Origin of the sequence: Streptomyces sp. NPDC089915 (assembly GCF_040684675.1) — a bacterium.
Lineage (GTDB): Bacteria > Actinomycetota > Actinomycetes > Streptomycetales > Streptomycetaceae > Streptomyces.
The window spans coordinates 21,272-42,458 of the sequence record NZ_JBFBGN010000055.1 but is presented as its reverse complement, the minus strand read 5'-3'; the positions used below and the strand labels follow the sequence as shown (position 1 = coordinate 42,458).

Genomic DNA, 21,187 nt, shown 5'->3' with positions numbered 1-21,187 from the left:
CGCGCCCGGCCCGCACTGGTTCGTGATCGATCCGGCGGGGCGGACGGGGTACGCCCGCCCACTCTCGTACGTCCGGCCGTGCCCGGCTACGGTCTGCGGGCCGAGGTCACGCGGTAGACGTCGTAGACGCCCTCGACGCCCCGTACGGCCTTCAGGACGTGCCCCAGGTGCTTCGGGTCGCCCATCTCGAAGGTGAACCGGGAGGTGGCCACCCGGTCGCGCGAGGTCTGCACGGCCGCCGAGAGGATGTTGACGTGCTGGTCCGACAGGACCCGGGTGACGTCCGACAGCAGCCGGGACCGGTCCAGCGCCTCGACCTGGATGGCGACGAGGAAGACGGAGGACTGGGTCGGGGCCCACTCCACCTCCAGCATCCGCTCGGGCTGCTGGGAGAGGGAGTCGACGTTGACGCAGTCGGCGCGGTGAACCGATACGCCACTGCCGCGGGTGACGAAGCCGATGATCGGGTCGCCCGGGACCGGGGTGCAGCAGCGGGCCAGCTTCACCCACACGTCGTCGACGCCCTTGACCACCACGCCGGGGTCGGCGTTGCCGCGCCGCTTGGTGCGGGCGCGGGACGGCGGGACGCTCTCCTCGATGTCCTCGTTGGCGGCCTCCTCGCCGCCGAGGGCCTGCACCAGCTTCTGCACGACGCCCTGCGCGGCCACGTGGCCCTCGCCGATCGCCGCGTACAGGGAGGAGATGTCGGGGTAGCGCATCTCGTGCGCGAGGGTGACGAGGGAGTCGCCGGTCAGGATCCGCTGGATGGGCAGGTTCTGCTTGCGCATGGCCCGCGCGATGGCGTCCTTGCCGTGCTCGATGGCCTCGTCGCGGCGCTCCTTGGAGAACCAGGCGCGGATCTTGTTGCGGGCCCGCGGGGACTTGACGAAGCCCAGCCAGTCGCGGGACGGGCCGGCGCCCTCGGCCTTGGAGGTGAAGACCTCGACCAGGTCGCCGTTGTCGAGGGTCGATTCGAGCGGCACGAGCCGCCCGTTGACCCGTGCCCCTATGGTGCGGTGGCCGACCTCGGTGTGGACCGCGTACGCGAAGTCCACGGAGGTGGCCCCGGCGGGCAGCGCGATGACGTCGCCCTTGGGCGTGAAGACGAAGACCTCGTTGCGGGAGAGGTCGAAGCGCAGGGAGTCGAGGAACTCGCCCGGGTCCTCCGTCTCCTTCTGCCAGTCGAGGAGCTGGCGCAGCCAGGCCATGTCGTTGACGGTGTCCTGGCCGGCGCTGCCCTTGGCGGCCTGCGGGACGTCGGTGCGGATCTTGGAGGCGCCGGCGACGGTCTGCTGCTTGTACTTCCAGTGCGCCGCGATGCCGTACTCGGCGCGGCGGTGCATGTCGAAGGTGCGGATCTGGAGTTCGACCGGCTTGCCGTTGGGTCCGATGACCGTCGTGTGGAGCGACTGGTACATGTTGAACTTGGGCATCGCGATGTAGTCCTTGAACCGGCCGGGGACCGGGTTCCAGCGCGCGTGCACGGTGCCGAGGGCGGCGTAGCAGTCCCGGACGGTGTCCACGAGGACGCGGATGCCCACCAGGTCGTAGATCTCCGCGAAGTCGCGGCCGCGGACGATCATCTTCTGGTAGACGCTGTAGTAGTGCTTGGGGCGGCCGGTGACGGTGGCCTTGATCCGGGCGGCCCGGAGGTCGACCATCACCTCGTCGGTGACGACGGCCAGGTACTCGTCGCGCTTCGGCGCCCGCTCCGCCACCAGGCGCACGATCTCGTCGTACATCTTGGGGTAGAGGATCGCGAAGGCGAGGTCCTCCAGCTCCCACTTGATCGTGTTCATGCCGAGGCGGTGGGCCAGCGGCGCGTAGATCTCGAGGGTCTCGCGGGCCTTCTTCTCCTGCTTCTCCCGCTTGAGGTAGCGCATGGTGCGCATGTTGTGCAGGCGGTCGGCGAGCTTGATGACGAGGACGCGGGGGTCCTTGGCCATGGCGACGACCATCTTGCGGACGGTCTCGGCCTGGGCGGCCTCGCCGAACTTGACCCGGTCGAGCTTGGTGACGCCGTCGACGAGGAGGGCCACGGCGTCGCCGAAGTCGCGGCGGAGCTGGTCGAGGCCGTACTCGGTGTCCTCGACGGTGTCGTGCAGGAGGCCCGCCATCAGGGTGGCGGGGTCCATGCCGAGCTCGGCGAGGATCGTGGTGACCGCGAGCGGGTGGGTGATGTACGGGTCGCCGCTCTTGCGCTTCTGGCCGCGGTGCCAGCGTTCGGCGACCTGGTACGCCTGCTCGATCTGGCGCAGCGTCGCCGTCTCGATCTTCGGGTCGTTGCTGCGGACTATACGGAGCAGGGGTTCCAGTACCGGGTTGTACGGGTTGGAGCGCTGCACGCCGAGACGGGCCAGCCGGGCCCGCACCCGGTTGGAGGACCCGGCCGGCTTGGCCGGGAGGGGCTTGGCCGGAAGGGGCTTGACCGGCGGGGCCGGCGGGGGCGTCGCTGCGGCCGCCGCGGCCGGATCGGCCTTGGGGTCGGGCTGCGCGGCGGAGAGTGGCTGGACCTCGTCTGGCAAGAGCGCTCCTCATGCGGATCCGGGGCCCGGTCAGGTCCGGATAAACCATGGTAGCGAGGGTTCCGCCGGCTCGTTCTCCCCGGCCGCTCCGCGAGATCCGGCCCCGCCGCCGTTCGAGGCCCGCCCCAGCCGTCCGCTACGCGGCTGCGGACGAAGCGGAACGGCGGGCCCCCGGGTGTCCCGGGAGCCCGCCGCCGCGACAGGGGTCAGACCACGATCAGCGCGTCCAGCGGAGCCCCCGCGAGGGCCCCGGCCAGCTTCGCGCGGCCCGGGAGGAACGACAGCTCCATCAGGACCGCGACGCCCGCGACCTCGGCCCCGGCCCGCCGGATCAGCTCCAGCGAGGCCTCGGCGGTGCCGCCGGTGGCGAGGACGTCGTCGATGACCATGACCCGGTCACCGGCCGACAGGTCCTCCGCGTGGACCTCGATCTCCGCCGTCCCGTACTCCAGCTCGTACGCCTGGGAGAGGGTGGCGCCCGGCAGCTTTCCGGCCTTGCGCACGGGGATGAAGCCGATGCCCGCCTTCACGGCGACCGGGGCGGCGAGGATGAACCCGCGCGCCTCCAGCCCGACGATCTTCGTCGCGCCGTACCGGCCGGCCAGCTCCACCAGGGTGTCGGTCAGCGCGCCGAACGCCTTGGGGTCGGCGAGCAGCGGGGTGATGTCCTTGAACACCACGCCCGGCTTCGGGTAGTCCACCACGTCCGTGATCCGGCTGAGCAGCAGCTCGCGGACCTCGGGGGTGCAGGAGGCGGTGGTCACCGGCGCCGCCTCCCCTGGCCGCCCTGGGAGACGACCTGCGGGTCCTCGTCCCGGCCGTCGGTGTCCGCGTCGACGTCCTCGCCCTTGGCGGCCGCGGCCGCCCGCTTGGCGAGCACCCGCTTCTTCAGGGCCTTCATCGCCGGCTCGCGCTCCTTCAGGTCCACGACCAGCGGGGTCGCGATGAAGATCGAGGAGTACGCGCCGGCCGCGAGGCCGACGAACAGCGACAGCGAGATGTCGTTGAGCATGCCCGCGCCGAGGAAGCCGCCGCCGATGAACAGCAGGGCCGCGACCGGCAGGAGCGCCACGACGGTGGTGTTGATCGAGCGGACCAGCGTGCCGTTGATGCTGCGGTTGGCGACGTCGCTGAAGGTCCAGCGGGTCTGCTTGGTGATGTCCTTCGCGCCCTCCTTGAGACCGTCGAAGACGACGACGGTGTCGTAGAGGGAGTAACCGAGGATGGTCAGCAGACCGATCACGGTGCCCGGGGTGACCTCGAAGCCGACGAGCGCGTACACGCCGACGGTGATGGTGAGGTCGTGGATCAGCGCGATCAGGGCCGCGACGGCCATCCGCCACTCGAAGGCGATGGCGAGGTAGACCACCACGAGGACCATGAAGATCGCGAGGCCGGTCCAGGCCTTGTTCGCGATCTGCTCGCCCCAGCTCGGGCCGACCAGGTCCGCGTTGATCTGGCCCGCGTCGACCTTGAGGTCGGTGCCGAGCTGCTTCTTCACGGAGGCGGCGGAGTCGGTGTCCAGACCGGAGATCTGGATGCGCAGGCCGCCGGTGCCGAGCTCCTGCACGATCGCGTCGTGCCCCGAGGCCTTCTCCGCGGCCTCGGTGGCGTGGGCGACGGACACGCTCGTCTTCGGGGTGGTGAAGACGGCACCGCCCTTGAACTCGATGCCCATGTTGAGGCCCTGCACGGCCAGGGCGACGGCCGCCGTGATCGTGATCAGGATGGAGACGCCGTACCAGACGAAGCGCTTGCCGACGAAGTCGTAGCCGACCTCACCGCGGTACAGCTTGGCGCCGAGATCTCCCAGCTTCGACATCTCACGCCTCCTTTGCGTCGACGGGGGCGGGGACGGGGCCGGTGCGGCGGGACCGGCGCAGCGGGGGCTTGGCGCCGAGCCGCTTCGGGTCCAGCCCGGACCACGGGTGACCGCTGGAGAAGAACTTCGTCCGCGCCAGCAGCGTCATGACGGGCTTGGTGAAGAGGAACACCACGACCACGTCGAGCAGGGTGGTCAGACCCAGCGTGAAGGCGAAGCCCTGGACCTTGCCGACGGTGACGATGAAGAGCACCGCGGCAGCGAGGAAGGACACGAAGTCGGAGACCAGGATCGTGCGCCGGGCGCGCGGCCAGGCCCGCTCGACGGCCGGACGCAGCGTGCGGCCCTCGCGGATCTCGTCGCGGATGCGCTCGAAGTACACGATGAACGAGTCCGCGGTGATGCCGATGGCGACGATCGCGCCGCAGACGGCGGGCAGGTTCAGGGCGAAGCCGATGCCCTTGCCCAGCAGCGCCATGATCGTGTAGGTCAGGACCGCGGACACCAGGAGGCTGATGATCGCGATGAAGGCCAGGCCGCGGTAGTAGACCAGCAGGTAGATCACGACGAGGGCCAGGCCGATGGCGCCGGCGATCAGACCGGCCTTCAGCTGCTCCCCGCCGAGCGCGGCGGTGACGGTGGTGACGCTGTCCTCCTGGAAGGACAGCGGCAGGGCGCCGTACGAGAGCATGTTGCCCAGGTCCTGCGCGGACTGCTGGGTGAAGCCGCCGGAGATCTCGGCGTTGCCGCCGGTCAGCGCCTGGCTGACGGACGGGTCGGAGATGACCTCGCCGTCGAGGACGATCGCGAACTGGTTCTGCGGGGGCGTCTTGGTGGCGAGCTCACCGGTGATCTTGGCGAACTTGTCGGCGCCCTTGTCGGTGAACTGCATGGTGACGATCCACTGACCGCGCTGCTGGTCGATGACGCCCTTGGCGTCCTTCACGTCCGTGCCGGCGACCTGGGCGGGACCGAGGATCCACTTGCCCCACTGGGCGCCGCGCTTGCCACAGGCGATCATCGGGTCCTCGGGCTTGACGCCCTTGCCCGCGGCGGCGCGCTGCTCCTCGTCGGTGCAGTTGAGCGCCGCGAACTTGGCCTGGAGCCCGGCGACGGCCGGGTCGGCCGGCGGCGTCGGCACGGGGGCCGGGGCCGAGGGGGAACCGGAGGCCTGGGCGGACGGCGTGGCCTTGTTGTCGTCTGCCTTCTTCGACTCGCTCGCCGAGGGCGAGGGAGTGGGGGTGCCCGGGGCCTTGAGGGCCTCGCTGAGCACACGGCCCTGGGAAGTGGCGCTGGACGACGGGGTGGCCTGCGCGGACGGCTTGGAGCCGCCCTCGGCCTTCGGGGCGCCGGAACCGCTCGCGGAGGGGCTCGGGGAGCCGCTCGGCTTGGTCTCGGGGGCGGCGGGGGCGCCGTCCGCGAAGGCGAGCACGGGGCGGAAGTACAGCTGGGCGGTGGTACCGACCTGCTCGCGCGCCTGCTGCTCGTTCGTCCCCTTGGGGATGTTCACGATGATGTGGTCGCGGCCCTGGGTCTGGACCTCGGCCTCCGACACGCCGAGACCGTTGACACGGCGCTCGATGATGCCGACCGCGGTGTTCATGTTGGTCTCGTTGACCGCGTCCGGCTTGCCGGGCTCACTCTTCGCCTTGAGCGTGATGCTCGTGCCGCCCGCGAGGTCGATGCCCAGGCGAGGGGTCGTCTGATGAGAGAGGAACATCCCCGTGGTGAGCGCCACCATCGCGATCAGGATGAGGGCCAGGGCGCGCCCCGGCCTCCCCTGAGCCCCCGTGGGCCGCCGGCCCTTCTTCGGTGCTGCCACCTTGTCGTATCTCCCTGTCCAACCGTCCCGCGCCGGGTCAGCGCGCGGACGGCCACGAAATGTGTGGTGGGGACCCCTGCCCCCCGCAGAAGTTCACTGCGGGAACCGCGGCGGATGCCGGTCGGACACCACCGCGGCCCCTGCCCGGCGCTACTTGGCGCCGGGCTCGCCGTCGGTCTTGCCGTCCTTCGGCTCGTCGTCGCCCTTGGGCTCGTCCTTCTTGCCCAGGTCGAGCTTGGGGGCGTCGCCCTCGGTCAGCGAGGAGGCGTCGTCGGGGACGACCGGAGTGTCCTCCGGGGTCTCGGTGATGCCGTGGACGATGCGGTTGTACTCCTCGTCCTCCAGCACGGCGCCGATGGAGTTCTTCGCGTAGATCGCGTGGACGCCGGGGGCCACCTCGAGGGTGACGGTGTCGTCACCGATCTCCTTGACCGTGGCGTACATGCCGCCGATGGTGCGGACGCCGGTGCCGGGCGACATGTGGTCGCGCATCTGCGCGGCCTGCTGCTGCTTCTTCTTCGCGGAGCGGGTCATCAGGAACATCGCCCCGATGAGCACGATGAACGGGAGGAGTGTCACGAGATTCACGGGACGGAGATCCTTCGCACGACCGCACGGGAGACGGCCTTTTTCTACGGGGGTGGGCACGCCGACCCGAAGGGTCGGCATCGGCGGAGTCTAGGCGAGTCAGCGCCGATGGAACAACGCCCAGCATGGCACCGCAGTTCCTGACCGGTCGAACCTCCGCGCCGTCAGGCCCCGAACAGGCCCTGTTGTCCGCTTGATCCGCCGGCCGGGTGCTGCGGGGGAACAAGTCCCAGGTGAGCCCATGCGGCGGGGGTCGCGACCCGGCCCCGCGGGGTACGGGCGAGCAGGCCCTCCCGGACCAGGAAGGGCTCGGCGACCTCCTCGACCGTCTCCCGCTCCTCCCCCACGGCGACGGCGAGGGTGGACAGGCCGACGGGGCCGCCGCCGAACAGCTTGAGCAGGGCTTCGAGCACGCCCCGGTCCAGCCGGTCCAGTCCGCGCGCGTCCACCTCGTACACCTGGAGGGCCGTGGCGGCCACCTCGCGGGTGATCACCCCGTCGGCCCTCACCTGCGCGTAGTCGCGGACGCGGCGCAGCAGCCGGTTGGCGATGCGCGGGGTGCCTCGGGAGCGGCCGGCGATCTCGGCGGCGCCCGCGGTGTCGATCTCCACGTCGAGGAGGCGGGCCGAGCGGTGAATGACTCGTTCCAGCTCCTCGGGGGCGTAGAACTCCATGTGCCCGGTGAAGCCGAAACGGTCCCGCAGCGGCGGGGGCAGGAGGCCGGCCCGGGTCGTCGCCCCGACGAGGGTGAACGGGGGCAGCTCCAGCGGGATCGCGGTGGCGCCGGGGCCCTTGCCGACGATCACGTCGACGCGGAAGTCCTCCATGGCCATGTACAGCATCTCCTCGGCGGGCCGGGACATGCGGTGGATCTCGTCGAGGAAGAGGACCTCGCCCTCCTGGAGGGAGGAGAGGATCGCGGCGAGGTCGCCGGCGTGCTGGATGGCCGGGCCGGAGGTGATCCGGATGGGAGCGCCCATCTCCGCGGCGATGATCATGGAGAGGGTGGTCTTGCCGAGGCCGGGCGCGCCGGAGAGCAGGACGTGATCGGCGGTGGCGCCGCGCTGGCGGGCCGCCTTCAGGACGAGGTCCAGCTGCTGGCGGACCTTCTCCTGGCCGACGAACTCGCCGAGGTCCTTGGGGCGCAGGGCCGCCTCGACGGCGGTGTCCTCACCGTCGGCCGCCGCCGCGACCAGCCGGTCCGGCTCGGTGGTGTCGGTTTCGTCGTCCCAGTTCACTCTGCTCAGTCTGCCTTCTCGCTATGAAGAGCCCCGCCGGCCTTCGGGGCGGCGGGCGCGCAGCGCGCGTGGGGGACCCGCGGTCAGCGGGTGCGGTTGAGGGTCTGGAGGGCGGCCCGCAGCAGCTGCGGTACGGGGGCCGGCCCGCCGGCGGCGATGGCCGCCTCCGCCTGCGGGGTCACCGCGTCCACCGCGTCCTCCGCCTCGCGGGAGGCGTAGCCGAGGCCGATGAGCGCCGCGGTGAGCTGCTCCGTCCAGGGGGCCGGTCCGGCCGCCACGGGGGCCCGCTGCGCCCCGACCACGGCGGAGGCCGCGCCCAGCTTCCCCTTCAGCTCCAGGAGCAGCTTCTGCGCCCCCTTCTTCCCGATCCCCGGCACCGCCACGAGCGCCTTCTCGTCCCCCGACTCGACGGCGAGGCGCAGCGCGTCGGGGCGGTGCACCCCGAGCATCGCCTGGGCCAGCCGCGGCCCGACCCCGCTGGCGTTCTGGAGCAGCTCGAAGACCTGGCGCTCGTCGTCGTCGGCGAAGCCGTAGAGGGTCAGGGAGTCCTCACGGACCACCAGGGAGGTGGCCAGCCGGGCCGGTTCGCCGACGCGCAGCCCCGCGAGGGTGTTCGGGGTGCAGTGCACGGCCATGCCCACTCCCCCGACCTCGATCACGGCCAGGGCGGGGGCGAGCGCGGCGACCGGGCCGCTGACGAAGGCGATCATCTCGTACGGCCTTTCAAGGCGGAGGCGTGCTGGGCTGCCGCCTGCTGGAGGCGGTTCTGGGCGGGGGCCCGCCAGATGTGGCAGATGGCGAGGGCCAGCGCGTCGGCGGCGTCGGCCGGCTTCGGCGGTTCGGCCAGCCGCAGCAGCCGGGTGACCATGGCCCCGACCTGCGCCTTGTCGGCCCGGCCGCTGCCGGTGACGGCGGCCTTGACCTCGCTGGGGGTGTGCAGCGCGACGGGTATCCCGCGGCGCGCCGCGCACAGCATGGCGACGGCGCTGGCCTGGGCGGTGCCCATCACGGTACGGACGTTGTGCTGGCTGAACACCCGCTCCACGGCGACGAGTTCGGGCCGGTGCTCATCGAGCCACTCCTCGATGCCGCGCTCGATGGCGACGAGCCGCTGCCCGAGCTCGGCGTCCGCGGGGGTCCGTACGACGCCGACGCCGATCATGGTCAGGGGCCGCCCGGCGGCCCCCTCGACGACGCCGACACCGCACCGCGTCAGCCCCGGGTCCACACCCAGTACCCGCACCACGCCCCCTCCGATTGACAGTCGCGCCGTCAGACTAACCGCCGCCTCTGACAACAGGACGGGCCGACGGGGTGTGTCCCCGTCGGCCCGTCACTGGTGCCGCTGTGCCGGTCAGGCGTCGACCTTCTCCATGACCTCGTCCGAGACGTCGAAGTTGGCGAAGACGTTCTGCACGTCGTCGCTGTCCTCCAGCGCGTCGATCAGCTTGAAGATCTTGCGTGCGCCCTCTTCGTCGAGCTCGACCTGCATGGTCGGGACGAAGCTGGAGTCGGCGGAGTCGTAGTCGATGCCGGCCTCCTGGAGCGCGGTGCGGACCGCGACCAGGTCGGTGGCCTCGCTGATGATCTCCCAGGTGTCGCCGTTGTCGTTCACCTCTTCGGCGCCCGCCTCCAGGACCGCGTCGAGGACGTCGTCCTCGGAGAGCTCGGCCTTGGGCAGCAGGATGACGCCCTTGCGGTTGAACAGGTACGAGACCGAGCCCGGGTCGGCCATCGAGCCGCCGTTGCGGGTCATGGCGACGCGGACGTCGGAGGCGGCACGGTTGCGGTTGTCGGTGAGGCACTCGATGAGCACCGCGACACCGTTCGGGCCGTAGCCCTCGTACATGATCGTCTCGTAGTCGGCGCCGCCGGCCTCGAGGCCGCCGCCGCGCTTGACCGCGGAGTCGATGTTCTTGTTCGGGACCGACTGCTTCTTGGCCTTCTGAACGGCGTCGAACAGCGTGGGGTTGCCCTCGATGTCGGCACCGCCCATACGGGCCGCGACCTCGATGTTCTTGATCAGCTTCGCGAAGAGCTTGCCGCGCTTGGCATCGATCACGGCCTTCTTGTGCTTCGTCGTAGCCCATTTAGAGTGGCCGGACATCCGCCTGTCTCCTTCGCGTAACCAACAGTGTTCATCTCAGATCCTACCGGGACCTGATTACAGCACCGCGCGCACCATGTCGACGAAGTACGCGTGGACGCGGTCGTCACCGGTCAGCTCCGGGTGGAACGAGGTCGCGAGGACGTTGCCCTGGCGCACGGCGACCGTGTGGCCGTCGTACGTGGCGAGGACCTCGGCGGAGGCGCCGACCGACTCGACCCAGGGGGCGCGGATGAAGACGCCCTCGACGGGGCCGCCCGCTATGCCCGAGAACTCGATCTTCGCCTCGAAGGACTCGTTCTGGCGGCCGAAGGCGTTGCGGCGGACGATCATGTCGATGCCGCCGAGCGTCTCCTGGTCGTCACGGCCGTCGAGCAGCTTGTCGGCGAGCATGATCATGCCGGCACAGGTGCCGTACACGGGCATGCCGGCGCGGACGCGCTCGCGCAGCGGCTCCAGCATGCCGAACAGGACCGCGAGCTTCGACATGGTCGTGGACTCGCCGCCGGGGATCACCAGGGCGTCGACCTCGGCGAGCTCCTCGGGACGCCGGACCGGCCTGGCCACGGCGTCCGCCGCGGCCAGGGCGATCAGGTGCTCCCGTACGTCGCCCTGGAGGGCCAGGACACCGATCACGGGGGGGTTGTTCATCGTGGGGTGCCTTACCAGCCGCGGTTGGCGTAGCGCTCGGCCTCGGGGAGGGTGTCGCAGTTGATGCCGACCATGGCCTCGCCCAGGTTGCGGGACGCGTCCGCGATGACCTTCGGGTCGTCGAAGAAGGTGGTGGCCTTCACGATGGCGGCGGCGCGCTTGGCCGGGTCGCCGGACTTGAAGATGCCGGAGCCGACGAAGACGCCCTCGGCACCGAGCTGGCGCATCAGCGCGGCGTCGGCCGGGGTGGCGACGCCACCGGCGGAGAACAGGACGACGGGGAGCTTGCCGAGCTCGGCGACCTCCTTGACGAGCTCGTACGGGGCGCGCAGCTCCTTGGCGGCGGCGTACAGCTCGTTGTTGTCGTAGCCGCGCAGCTGGGCGATCTCGTTCTTGATCTGGCGCAGGTGGCGGACGGCCTCGACGACGTTGCCGGTGCCGGCCTCGCCCTTCGAGCGGATCATGGCCGCACCCTCGGCGATGCGGCGCAGGGCCTCGCCGAGGTTGGTGGCGCCGCAGACGAAGGGGGTGGTGAAGGCCCACTTGTCGGAGTGGTTGATCTCGTCGGCCGGGGTCAGGACCTCGGACTCGTCGATGTAGTCGACGCCGAGGGACTGGAGCACCTGGGCCTCGACGAAGTGGCCGATGCGGGACTTGGCCATGACCGGGATGGAGACGGCCTCGATGATCTCCTCGATCATGTTCGGGTCCGACATCCGGGCCACGCCGCCGTCCTTGCGGATGTCGGCCGGAACCCGCTCCAGGGCCATGACGGCCACGGCGCCGGCGTCCTCGGCGATCTTCGCCTGCTCGGCGTTGACCACGTCCATGATCACGCCGCCCTTGAGCTGCTCGGCCATGCCGCGCTTGACGCGGGAGGTGCCGATGGCCGACTCAGCGGACTGGGGAGAGGTGGGAAGCGTGCTCACGGTTGACCTCACTGGAAGGGAAGACGGGGTACTACTCGGCAGAGACAACCCCACCGACCAGTCCACTACAAGGGCCAATATGGAGCCGGTGGCCCTTTGATTTGTCCCCGACGGCGCTGGTGGACCCCGATCGGCCCAGTCCCGCGCCCGTCCGCGTCCTCCCGCCGGGGTCAGGCCGGGCGGTCCGCGAGGTCGGCCGGGGGTTCGTCGTCCATCTCGAAGGCGAGCGGGAACGGCGCGTGCCCGGCCAGCCGGAACCAGCGGACCTTGCGGTGCCGGCGCAGGGCGCGGGCGGCCCGGACGGCGTCGTTGAGGAAGCGCCGGGCCATCGGGACCCGGCGCACCGCCGCGGCCAGCTCCTCGGCCGCCTCCACGCCCCCGGGGGCGGTCTTGAGCACCTCGACCTGGTCGGCGTCGGCGAAGACCGCGCGCAGCGCCTGGCTGAGCTCGCTCTCGGCGACCTCGCGGTGCTCCTCCTCGGCCTGCCGGGCGGCGTGGGCGGCCTCGTAGAGCACGAGCGAGGAGGCGGGGTCGAGCGCCCCGGAGGTGGCGACCTCCAGGACGACGGAGGCGCGCCGCACGAGCTGTGCGTCCAGGGCGGCGCGGGCGGCGTCCATCCGGGTGTGCAGCCGGTCCAGCCGCCCGGCGGTCCAGCTGAGGTAGACCCCGACGGCGCCGAGCGCCAGCGCGATCCAGACAAGGTTTTCGATCACGGGCGGCGACACTACCGGCTCCGGCGTGCCGCCCGCCCGTCGCGCCGGTCTCCCGGGAGCCCCGGGAGAGCTACGACTCCCGGGAGAAACCGAGGCGGGTGCGCAGCGGGACGCGTTCGTCGGCGGCCACCGCCGCCGCGCCGTCGGTGACGGTCTCGTAGACGGCCAGGATGTCCGCGCCGACCGTCGACCAGTCGAAGCGGCGCACGTGCGCCGAGCCGCGGGCGCTCAGCTCCGCGCGCCGGGCCGGGTCGCGCAGCAGGGCGGTCGCGGCGGCCGCCAGGGAGTCGGCGTCCTCGTTGGCGAAGAGCTCCCCCGCCGCCCCCTGGTCCAGGACCTGGGCGAAGGCGTCGAGGTCGGAGGCGAGGACGGCCGCCCCTGCGGACAGGGCCTCGACCAGGATGATCCCGAAGCTCTCGCCGCCGGTGTTGGGGGCCACGTACACGTCGACGCTGCGCAGCAGCCGGGCCTTGTCCTCGTCGGAGACCATGCCGAGGAACTCCACCCGCGAGCGCAGCTCGGCCGGGAGCGAGGCGACGGCCTCCTCCTCGTCGCCGCGGCCGGCCACGAGCAGCCGTACGTCCGGGCACTCGGCGACGATCCGCGGGAAGGCGGCCATGAGCACCGGCAGGCCCTTGCGGGGCTCGTCGATGCGGCCGATGAAGCCGAGGGTCTGCCCGCCCCACTCGGGCTTGGGGTCGGCGTCGGCGAAGAAGTCCACGTCGACGCCGTTGGGGATGACGACGGCGTCCCCGCCGAGGTGCTCGACGAGGGTGCGCCGGGCGTACTCGCTGACCGCGATCCGCGCGCTGATCTTCTCCAGCGCGGGCTGGAGGATCGGGTAGGCCGCGATCATCGCCCGGGAGCGGGGGTTGGAGGTGTGGAAGGTGGCCACGATGGGCCCCTGCGCCGCCCAGCAGGAGAGCAGGCCGAGGGAGGGGGAGGCCGGCTCGTGGATGTGGATGACGTCGAAGACCCCCTCGTGCAGCCAGCGCCGTACCCGGGCGGCCGAGAGGAAGCCGAAGTTCAGGCGGGCGACCGACCCGTTGTAGGGCACCGGCACGGCGCGCCCGGCCGACACCACGTAGGGGGGCAGCGGGGTCTCGTCGTCGGCGGGGGCCAGGACGGACACCTCGTGGCCGCTGCGGATCAGGTGTTCGGCCAGGTCGCGGATGTGGAACTGGACGCCGCCCGGTACGTCCCAGGAGTACGGGCAGACGATGCCGATCTTCACTACGGGCGCTCCTCCAGGTCGTCGAGCCACAAGCGCTGGAGCATGTGCCAGTCCTCCGGGTGCTCGGCGATCCCCGAGGCGAAGGCGTCGGCCACCGCCTGGGTCATGGCGGCGGTCTTATCGGCCCGGGTCCCGTCCGCGGGCACCTCCACCTCGGGGTGGATCCGGCCGTACATCTTCGGGGCGTCCCCGTAGTACAGGGTGGCCGGCAGCAGGGCCGCCCCGGTCTGCTGCGCCAGCAGCGCGGGCCCGGCGGGCATCCGGGCGGTGGCGCCGAAGAAGTCGACCTCGACGCCGGAGGACGACAGGTCCCGGTCGGCGACCAGGCAGATCAGCCCGCCGGAGCGCAGCCGGCGGGCGAGGGTGCCGAAGGCGGCTCCGCCGCTGTGCGGCAGGACCTCCATGCCCAGGCTCTCCCGGTAGGCGACGAAGCGGTCGTAGAGGGACTCGGGCTTGAGCCGCTCGGCGACGGTGGTGAAGGGGATGCCGAGGTGGCCGGTGACCCAGGCCCCGGCGAGGTCCCAGTTGGCCAGGTGCGGCAGGGCCACGATCACTCCGCGCCCGGAGGCGAGGGCCTCGCGCAGGATGTGCTCGTCCTTCATGGTCACGTCCGTGCCGAACCGCCGGGGGTCCATGGCGGGCAGCCGGAAGGATTCCATCCAGTAGCGCATGTACGAGCGCATGCCCGCCTGCGAGAGCGCGCGCAGCCGCTCGGGGCCGGCGTCCGGCACCACCCGGGCCAGGTTGGACTCCAGGCGCAGCACGCTCTTGCCGCGCCGCTTCCAGGCCACGTCCGCGATCTTCCGGCCGAGGGCCGCGGCGGCCGGCTCGGGCAGCTTCTTGACGCCCGCCCAGCCGAGTCCGTAGAGCCCGTCGACGAGCTTGTCCTTGCCCGAGGCCATCAGGCCGCACCGCCCTCGGCGGGGGCCGCCGCGTCGGCCTCGGCGGCCTCACGGCGTACGGTGACCACCCGCTGGACCAGCGTGACGAGCGAGCCCGCCGCCACCACCCACAGGGCGATGGGCAGCAGGACCCCGATCCACGAGGGGACGCCGAAGGTCTGGAGCCCGGACACGCCGGCCGCGACCAGCGAGATCACCAGGCGTTCGGCGCGTTCGACGAGCCCGTTGACGGCCACCGGCAGGCCGATCGCCTCGCCTCGGGCCTTGGTGTACGAGACCACCTGGCCGCTGGCCAGGCAGAAGATCGCCACCGCGCACAGCACGTTGTCGTTCCCGGAGCCCGCGTACCAGAGCGCGAGGCCGCCGAAGATCGCCGCGTCGGCCACCCGGTCGAGGGTGGAGTCGAGGAACGCGCCCCAGCGGCTGGAGACCCCGGCCTGGCGGGCCATGTTCCCGTCCACCAGGTCGGAGAAGACGAAGAGGGTGATGGTGATCGTGCCCCAGAAGAACTCGCCCCGGGGGAAGAAGACCAGCGCCCCGGCCACCACGCCGGCGGTGCCGATCAGCGTGACCGCGTCGGGGCTCACCCCCCGACGGAGGAGAAATGCGGCGAACGGCGTGAGAACACGCGTGAAGAACGCACGCGCGTACTTGTTCAGCATGGCCTTCCCGGAGGGTCGCTGGGCCGCGCGGCCACCACGGCCACCGGCTGGCCCATCGTAGCCAGCGCGCCGGGTGCGGGGCGCGCCGCACCCTCCGGTTCGCCGGGCGCAATGCTTCGGCCATCCCCTCCCGGGTGCCCCTTCACGCCGCCGCCCGTGACCGGTACGACGTATGGACGCAGTGTGACGCCGGTGCAAAGCTCGAATAACCCCGATCACCCTCCTTCACCGCGACACCGGGAGGCACGAGCATCATGGGACCCACATCACACCAAGCCGGGGCCGCCGGCAGGGCACTGACGGCCGACCGCCCCGACTCCGTACGGAACGTCGTGCTGGTCGGCCACAGCGGCGCAGGCAAGACCACCCTGGTCGAAGCCCTGGCCCTGACCGCGGGGGCCGTGAACCGCGCCGGACGGGTCGAGGACGGGGGCACCGTCTCGGACTACGACGAGATCGAGCAGCGCCGCCAGCGCTCCGTCCAGCTCTCCCTGGTCCCGGTCGAATGGGCCGGAATCAAGATCAACATCTTGGACACCCCCGGATACGCCGACTTCGTCGGGGAACTGCGGGCCGGGCTGCGCGCCGCCGACGCGGCCCTCTTCGTCGTCTCCGCCGCCGACGGGATCGACGGGGCGACCCGGATGGTGTGGGACGAGTGCGAGGCCGTCGGCATGCCGCGCGCCATCGTCGTCACCCATTTGGAGGCAGCCCGCTCCGATTACTCCCAGATGGCCTCCGTGTGCGGCGAGATCTTCGGCGCCGACGACCCGGACGCCGTGATCCCCCTCTACCTCCCCCGCTACGGCACCCCCGGCCCCGACGGCCACGCCCCCGTCACCGGCCTGCTCGGCCTGCTCTCGCGGCGGGTCCACGACTACGCCTCCGGCGAGCGCGCCGAACGGGACCCGGACCCCGACGAGCTCGCCCTCATCGACGGCGCCCGCTCCCGCCTCATCGAGGGGATCATCGCCGAGAGCGAGGACGAGACCCTCATGGACCGCTACCTCGGCGGCGAGGACATCGACCTCAAGACCCTGGTCGACGACCTGGAGCGGGCCGTGGCCCGGGGCACCTTCCACCCCGTCCTGATGGCCGCGCCGGCCGCCGACGGGGCCCGCCAGGGCCTGGGCACCGTGGAACTCCTCGAACTGGTCACCGGCGGCTTCCCCACCCCCGCCGAACGCGCGCCCCTCACCGTCACCTCCCCCGACGGCAGCCCGCGCCCCGACGTCGTCTGCGACCCCGCCGGGCCGCTGCTCGCCGAGGTCGTCAAAACCTCCTCCGACCCCTACGTCGGCCGCGTCTCCCTCGTCCGCGTCTTCTCCGGCACCCTGCGCCCCGAGGAGACCGTCCACGTCTCGGGACACGGGATGGAGGACCGGGGCCACGAGGACCACGATGTCGACGAGCGCATCGGCTCCCTCACCTCCCCCTTCGGCAAACAGCAGCGCACCCTCGGCACCTGCATCGCCGGCGACCTCGCCTGCGTGGCCAAACTCACCCGCGCCGAGACCGGCGACACCCTCTCCGCCAAGGACGCCCCGCTGCTGATGGAGCCCTGGGCGATGCCCGAGCCGCTGCTCCCCCTCGCCATCGAGGCCCACAGCAAGGCCGACGAGGACAAGCTCTCCCAGGGCCTGGCCCGGCTCGTCGCCGAGGACCCCACGATGCGCCTGGAGCAGAACGCGCACACCCACCAGCTCGTCCTGTGGTCCCTCGGCGAGGCCCACCAGGACGTGGCCCTGGAACGGCTGCGCACCCGCTACGGGGTCCAGGTCGACCCCGTCCCGCACAAGGTCAGCCTGCGCGAGACCTTCGGCGCCAAGGCCGCCGGGCGCGGCCGGCACGTCAAGCAGTCCGGCGGGCACGGCCAGTTCGCCATCTGCGAGATCGAGGTGGAACCGCTCCCGCCCGGCAGCGGCATCGAGTTCGTCGACAAGGTGGTCGGGGGCGCGGTGCCCCGCTCGTTCATCCCGTCCGTGGAGAAGGGCGTACGGGCGCAGGCGGCCCGAGGCGTCGCGGCCGGCTACCCGCTGGTGGACGTACGGGTCACCCTGCTCGACGGCAAGGCGCACTCGGTGGACTCCTCCGACGCCGCCTTCCAGACGGCCGGCGCCCTGGCCCTGCGCGAGGCCGCCGCCCAGATCCCGGTCCACCTGCTGGAGCCCGTCGCCGAACTCGACGTCCTGGTCCCCGACGAGTACGTGGGCCCGGTCATGAGCGACCTGGCCGGACGCCGGGGCCGCGTCGTCGGCACCGAACAGGCCGAGCCGGGCCGGACCCGGGTGCGCGCCGAGGTGCCGGAGATCGAGATCGGCCGCTACGCCGTCGACCTGCGCTCGGTGTCCCACGGCACGGGCCGGTTCGGCCGCAGCTACGCCCGGCACGAGCCGATGCCCCCGCAGCTGGCGGACAAGATGCGCGAACAAGCCGAGAAGGGAAGCCCGGTGACATAGCGTCACATCACACTCCGGCCACCGCCCACCCAACCCGCTTGCGGTGGGCGGTATTTCCCTGTCCCATGACCATGGGGTCGAGTACGCCGTTAGGCTCTTCGGCGCGGACGGCAAGACGGCAAGACGAGCAACACGGCATGACGAGCACGACGGCACGACGAGCAACACCGGCAAAGAGCACAGTGGCACGGCGATGGGGGCAGCGGTGGCGGACGACGGTTTCGACTTCAGGCCCGGAGCACAGATCCCTCTGCAGGGCGGCGGCGGACAGACCGCCGCGACCAACGCGCTGGCCTCCGCCGCGTACCGCGACGGCGGCGCGGACACCAAGCTGAGCACCATCCTCGGGGCCAACAGCGAGAACCACCCGGCCTCGGTCAAGGACCCGAAGATCTCCCTCTTCGAACCCAACCTCGGCGAGGCCTTCTGCCGCGCCGTCGAGGCCCGCACCCTGGGCGGGGGCCGCAAGCCGCTCATCCAGTCCTTCGGCGCCGACCCGCAGACGGTCGTGGAGCACTGCCTGGCCGCCTCCCGCATCCGCCGCGAGCGCGACCGCCGGCTGCGCCTGCTCATGCTGGTCTGCGGGGTGCTCTTCCTGCCCGGTCTGCTGATGTGGCTGGGCCTCTTCCAGCTGCGCAAGACCCTGGCCAAGGGCGGGGGCAAGAAGAACAGCTGGATCGGCACCGCCCTGCTGGTCGGCGTCGCCCTCGTGGCCGCCGTCCTGCTCTACCGGGTGGCCTACCGCCAGCCCGGCAGCGGGCTGCTGGAGCTCTACCTGCTCGGCGCCATCGTCGCCCCCGTCCTCGGCTGGTACGGCGCCCGCCGGATCTGCGAGCGGACCGCCGCCGACCTGCGCTCCCGCTGGGACGGCCTGCTCGGCGGCGGTGGCGTGGTCACCGCCAAGGTCCCCGAGGCGGTCCCCGGCAACCCGGACGAGAAGGCCCGCGAGGACCTCCGCCACCAGCTGGCGAAGCTCACCGCCGAGGACCGCAGCAACTCCGTCTTCTACGCCGGCCCCAAGGGCATCCTCGGCATGGGCACCCGCTGGGGCAGCTGGCAGATGGCGGAGGAGCTGACCCCGAAGACCGAGGGCCACGAGATCCACCCCTTCCGCAGCTGGGACGTCATACGCGCGATCGACACCCAGCTGCGCAAGCTGGAGCGCGGCCCCCTGCACACCGGCGGCTTCCCGCCCGCCTCGATCCAGCACTGGATCGTCACCCCCGTCGGCGAGGGCGCCGCCGAGGTGGCCCGCCCCGGCGGCGAGGACGTGGACACCTTCCTGATCAAGCCGCACGAGATCACCCGCATCTGCAACGAGCAGCAGTTCAGCGCCGGCAACCGGCACTACCTGGGCATCCAGTGGCCGCTCTGGGACGGCCAGCTCGTGATCACGATGCTGGTCACGGTCACCGTCCTCTACAAGACCCTGCGCGTGGACGTCACCGCGCACGCCCTCGGCCCGGTGCACGGACTGTTCACCACCAAGTCCAAGCCGCCCGTCGTCGAGGTCCCCAAGTCGATCCGGTTCTGGGAGACGGTCGAGCGCCCGCTGCCGCTGGTGGACGCGAGCGAGGTGGTACGGCTCGCGGTGCGCGCGCCCCTGACCTGGTACCCGCCGCTGCTGGACTACTTCGGCGGCAAGCTGGTCCTGCCCGAGCCGTTCGGCCTGCGCCACGTCTGGGCGGGCTCGATGTGGCGCCACCGCTTCATGGCGGACGACGCCCTGCGCACGGTGGCCCCGGTCCTGCGCGCGGTGCACGCGGCGGCCTTCAAGGTGCTCGACGAGAACGGCGTGGACACCTCGGCCTTCACCAACCGCTCCTCGATCATGAACGGCCTGATCCAGGAACCGGCCCCGCGCAAGGCGGACGTGTACGACGCGTAGGTAGGCTGGAGGGGTCCGAACCGCCCCGGGGAGGTGCCGCCGTGACCGAGCGCAAGCCGCCCGGGGTCAGCTTCGAGTCCTTCGTGGACCGGCAGATCAGGGAGGCCGCCGAGCGGGGCGAGTTCGCCCGGCTGCCGGGCCTCGGCAAGCCGCTGGCCTCCCTGGACGCCCCGTACGACGAGCTGTGGTGGATCAAGGGGAAGCTGCACCGCGAGGGCTTCTCCGCACTGCCGCCCGCGCTGGCGCTGCGCAAGGAGGCCGAGGACGCCCGCGAGGCGGCCCTGGCGGCCCCGACCGAGCGCCGGGCCCGGGAGCTCCTGGCGGGGGTCAACGAGAAGATCCGCACCGCCCTGCGCCGCCCCCCGCCGGGACCGCCGCTGAACCTCACCGAGTTCGACGTGGAGGCGGTCCTGGCGGAGCGGCGGACAACCCGTTCCGCCGAGTAGCGACCAGTCAAGGAGGGGGAGACTGACCCCGCATTCCCTCGCGTTCTACGTGGACGTGATCACATCCGGAACGGTCCTCGGGGCCCGGCCGACGGACGGCCCCGACCGGGTCACCGAGATCCTGGGCACCGGCTTCGCCGAGAACCGCGCGTACGCGGACACCATGGCGCGCGACTACGGACTGGTCGAGTTCTTCTGGCTCCGCCAATCGCCCGACCACCCCTGGGAGGGGCACCACTTCACCCTGCAGGTGCACCGCCTCGCGTACTGGGGCGGCGGCATCGTCAACCCGGCGATCCGCGACCGGTACGGCCGCTTCGACCGCCATCTGCGCTTCGACCGGCTGCGGCGGCTGCTGGCCAACCGCGGCGTGGGCCTGGAGGACGTCCCGGACGCCAACGCGCCGGCCTACACCCTGCACTGGCAGCCCGCTTCACAGGTCTCCGTCATGGCCTTCCGGAAACGCGAGTGGGGGCGGGCTCCCCGGCGCGGCAACCGGCTCGTCGGCGACGTGAACAGCATCTCGTCGTCGATGACCGCCGAGCAGGTGGCCTGGAACAGGGCGCGCTACGGCCCGCAGGACGCCCCGGGGCCGTCGCGCCGCGGCTAGTCGTTCGGCCAGGAGTCGGCGAGCATCTGGCGGGTGTCCGCGAGGAGTTGCGGGAGGACCTTGGTGTGCCCGACGACCGGCATGAAGTTCGTGTCCCCGCCCCAGCGGGGGACGATGTGCTGGTGCAGGTGCGCGGCGATGCCCGCGCCGGCTGCGGCGCCCTGGTTCATGCCGATGTTGAAGCCGTGCGCCCCGGAGGCCTTGCGCAGCGCGACCATGGCCCGCTTGGTGAGGTCGGCCAGCTCGGCCGTCTCGGGGCCGTCGAGCTCGGTGTAGTCGGCGACGTGCCGGTACGGGACGACCATGAGGTGGCCGCCGTTGTACGGGTAGAGGTTCAGCACGGCGTAGACGTGCTTGCCGCGGGCGACGATCAGGCCGTCCTGGTCGGACATCTCCGGGATCCCGCAGAAGGGACACCCGTCCCCGGCCTCCGGGCCGGTCGGCTTGTTCTCGCCCTGGATGTAGGCCATCCGATGAGGGGTCCACAGCCGCTGGAACCCGTCGTGCGTGCCCACACCGTTCTGCCGCTCCGGCTCAGTCGTCATAGGACGCAGCATATGACCTCGTCCGGAGGAACGAGGAAGGCCCCCG

General features: G+C 71.8%; 20 protein-coding genes. 4 read left to right on the top strand and 16 right to left on the bottom strand.

What is annotated here, in order from left to right; genetic code table 11:
- Positions 1-86 precede the first annotated feature (86 nt).
- The 15 genes from AB0O29_RS18470 to pgsA all read right to left on the bottom strand — a co-directional run bounded on the left by AB0O29_RS18470 (position 87) and on the right by pgsA (position 15,193).
- The gene (locus AB0O29_RS18470; protein ID WP_365152875.1) at positions 87-2,525 is read right to left on the bottom strand and encodes a bifunctional (p)ppGpp synthetase/guanosine-3',5'-bis(diphosphate) 3'-pyrophosphohydrolase; all 2,439 of its coding nucleotides are present in this window, start codon (positions 2,523-2,525) and stop codon (positions 87-89) included.
- 206 nt (positions 2,526-2,731) lie between these two features.
- On the bottom strand, positions 2,732-3,289 hold the full coding sequence (locus AB0O29_RS18465; protein WP_365152873.1) for an adenine phosphoribosyltransferase: 558 nt from the start codon (positions 3,287-3,289) through the stop codon (positions 2,732-2,734).
- A complete protein-coding gene (secF, locus tag AB0O29_RS18460; RefSeq protein ID WP_365152871.1) occupies positions 3,286-4,347 on the bottom strand; it encodes a protein translocase subunit SecF in 1,062 nt (353 codons plus the stop codon). Before secF ends, AB0O29_RS18465 begins: the two co-directional genes overlap by 4 nt.
- A gap of 1 nt (position 4,348) precedes the next feature.
- Positions 4,349-6,169, bottom strand: a complete 1,821-nt coding sequence (secD, locus tag AB0O29_RS18455) for a protein translocase subunit SecD (RefSeq protein ID WP_365152869.1) — start codon at positions 6,167-6,169, stop codon at positions 4,349-4,351.
- Between the two features lie 150 nt (positions 6,170-6,319).
- Entirely contained in the window at positions 6,320-6,757 is a 438-nt protein-coding gene (gene yajC / locus AB0O29_RS18450; protein WP_365152867.1) for a preprotein translocase subunit YajC, read from the bottom strand.
- 164 nt (positions 6,758-6,921) lie between these two features.
- Positions 6,922-7,995, bottom strand: a complete 1,074-nt coding sequence (ruvB, locus tag AB0O29_RS18445; protein ID WP_365152865.1) for a Holliday junction branch migration DNA helicase RuvB — start codon at positions 7,993-7,995, stop codon at positions 6,922-6,924.
- 83 nt (positions 7,996-8,078) lie between these two features.
- A complete protein-coding gene (gene ruvA, locus AB0O29_RS18440; protein WP_365152863.1) occupies positions 8,079-8,705 on the bottom strand; it encodes a Holliday junction branch migration protein RuvA in 627 nt (208 codons plus the stop codon).
- Positions 8,702-9,238: a crossover junction endodeoxyribonuclease RuvC gene (gene ruvC, locus AB0O29_RS18435; RefSeq protein WP_365152879.1), complete on the bottom strand. Its 537-nt coding sequence runs from the start codon at positions 9,236-9,238 to the stop codon at positions 8,702-8,704. Before ruvC ends, ruvA begins: the two co-directional genes overlap by 4 nt.
- A gap of 111 nt (positions 9,239-9,349) precedes the next feature.
- Positions 9,350-10,102, bottom strand: coding sequence for a YebC/PmpR family DNA-binding transcriptional regulator (locus tag AB0O29_RS18430; protein ID WP_365152861.1), 753 nt, complete (start codon positions 10,100-10,102; stop codon positions 9,350-9,352).
- Between the two features lie 57 nt (positions 10,103-10,159).
- The gene (gene pdxT / locus AB0O29_RS18425) at positions 10,160-10,753 is read right to left on the bottom strand and encodes a pyridoxal 5'-phosphate synthase glutaminase subunit PdxT (protein ID WP_365152859.1); all 594 of its coding nucleotides are present in this window, start codon (positions 10,751-10,753) and stop codon (positions 10,160-10,162) included.
- Positions 10,754-10,764: 11 nt separating this feature from the next.
- A complete protein-coding gene (pdxS, locus tag AB0O29_RS18420; protein WP_045947873.1) occupies positions 10,765-11,682 on the bottom strand; it encodes a pyridoxal 5'-phosphate synthase lyase subunit PdxS in 918 nt (305 codons plus the stop codon).
- 170 nt (positions 11,683-11,852) lie between these two features.
- A complete protein-coding gene (locus AB0O29_RS18415; protein ID WP_365152857.1) occupies positions 11,853-12,395 on the bottom strand; it encodes a hypothetical protein in 543 nt (180 codons plus the stop codon).
- A gap of 70 nt (positions 12,396-12,465) precedes the next feature.
- The gene (locus tag AB0O29_RS18410) at positions 12,466-13,629 is read right to left on the bottom strand and encodes a glycosyltransferase family 4 protein (protein WP_365152855.1); all 1,164 of its coding nucleotides are present in this window, start codon (positions 13,627-13,629) and stop codon (positions 12,466-12,468) included.
- Positions 13,629-14,531 (bottom strand): phosphatidylinositol mannoside acyltransferase, encoded by a 903-nt coding sequence (locus AB0O29_RS18405; RefSeq protein WP_365152853.1) that lies wholly within the window; start codon positions 14,529-14,531, stop codon positions 13,629-13,631. Before AB0O29_RS18405 ends, AB0O29_RS18410 begins: the two co-directional genes overlap by 1 nt.
- Positions 14,531-15,193: a phosphatidylinositol phosphate synthase gene (gene pgsA, locus AB0O29_RS18400; RefSeq protein WP_365152851.1), complete on the bottom strand. Its 663-nt coding sequence runs from the start codon at positions 15,191-15,193 to the stop codon at positions 14,531-14,533. The genes AB0O29_RS18405 and pgsA overlap by 1 nt, the downstream gene beginning before the upstream one ends.
- Positions 15,194-15,447: 254 nt before the next feature.
- Here pgsA and AB0O29_RS18395 point away from each other — a divergent pair, with 254 nt between their 5' ends.
- From AB0O29_RS18395 to AB0O29_RS18380, 4 genes are all read left to right on the top strand, one after another.
- On the top strand, positions 15,448-17,652 hold the full coding sequence (locus tag AB0O29_RS18395) for an elongation factor G-like protein EF-G2 (RefSeq protein ID WP_365152849.1): 2,205 nt from the start codon (positions 15,448-15,450) through the stop codon (positions 17,650-17,652).
- A gap of 205 nt (positions 17,653-17,857) precedes the next feature.
- On the top strand, positions 17,858-19,540 hold the full coding sequence (locus AB0O29_RS18390; RefSeq protein WP_365152847.1) for a hypothetical protein: 1,683 nt from the start codon (positions 17,858-17,860) through the stop codon (positions 19,538-19,540).
- Positions 19,541-19,581: 41 nt separating this feature from the next.
- Positions 19,582-19,986, top strand: a complete 405-nt coding sequence (locus AB0O29_RS18385) for a DUF1992 domain-containing protein (RefSeq protein ID WP_365152845.1) — start codon at positions 19,582-19,584, stop codon at positions 19,984-19,986.
- A 49-nt stretch (positions 19,987-20,035) separates the two neighbouring features.
- Positions 20,036-20,596: a hypothetical protein gene (locus AB0O29_RS18380; RefSeq protein ID WP_365152843.1), complete on the top strand. Its 561-nt coding sequence runs from the start codon at positions 20,036-20,038 to the stop codon at positions 20,594-20,596.
- Here the strand turns inward: AB0O29_RS18380 and AB0O29_RS18375 are convergent.
- Positions 20,593-21,153 carry an HIT domain-containing protein gene (locus AB0O29_RS18375; protein ID WP_365152841.1) on the bottom strand — a complete coding sequence of 187 codons (561 nt, stop codon included), beginning with the start codon at positions 21,151-21,153 and terminating at the stop codon, positions 20,593-20,595. The genes AB0O29_RS18380 and AB0O29_RS18375 overlap by 4 nt on opposite strands.
- Positions 21,154-21,187: the final 34 nt, after the last annotated feature.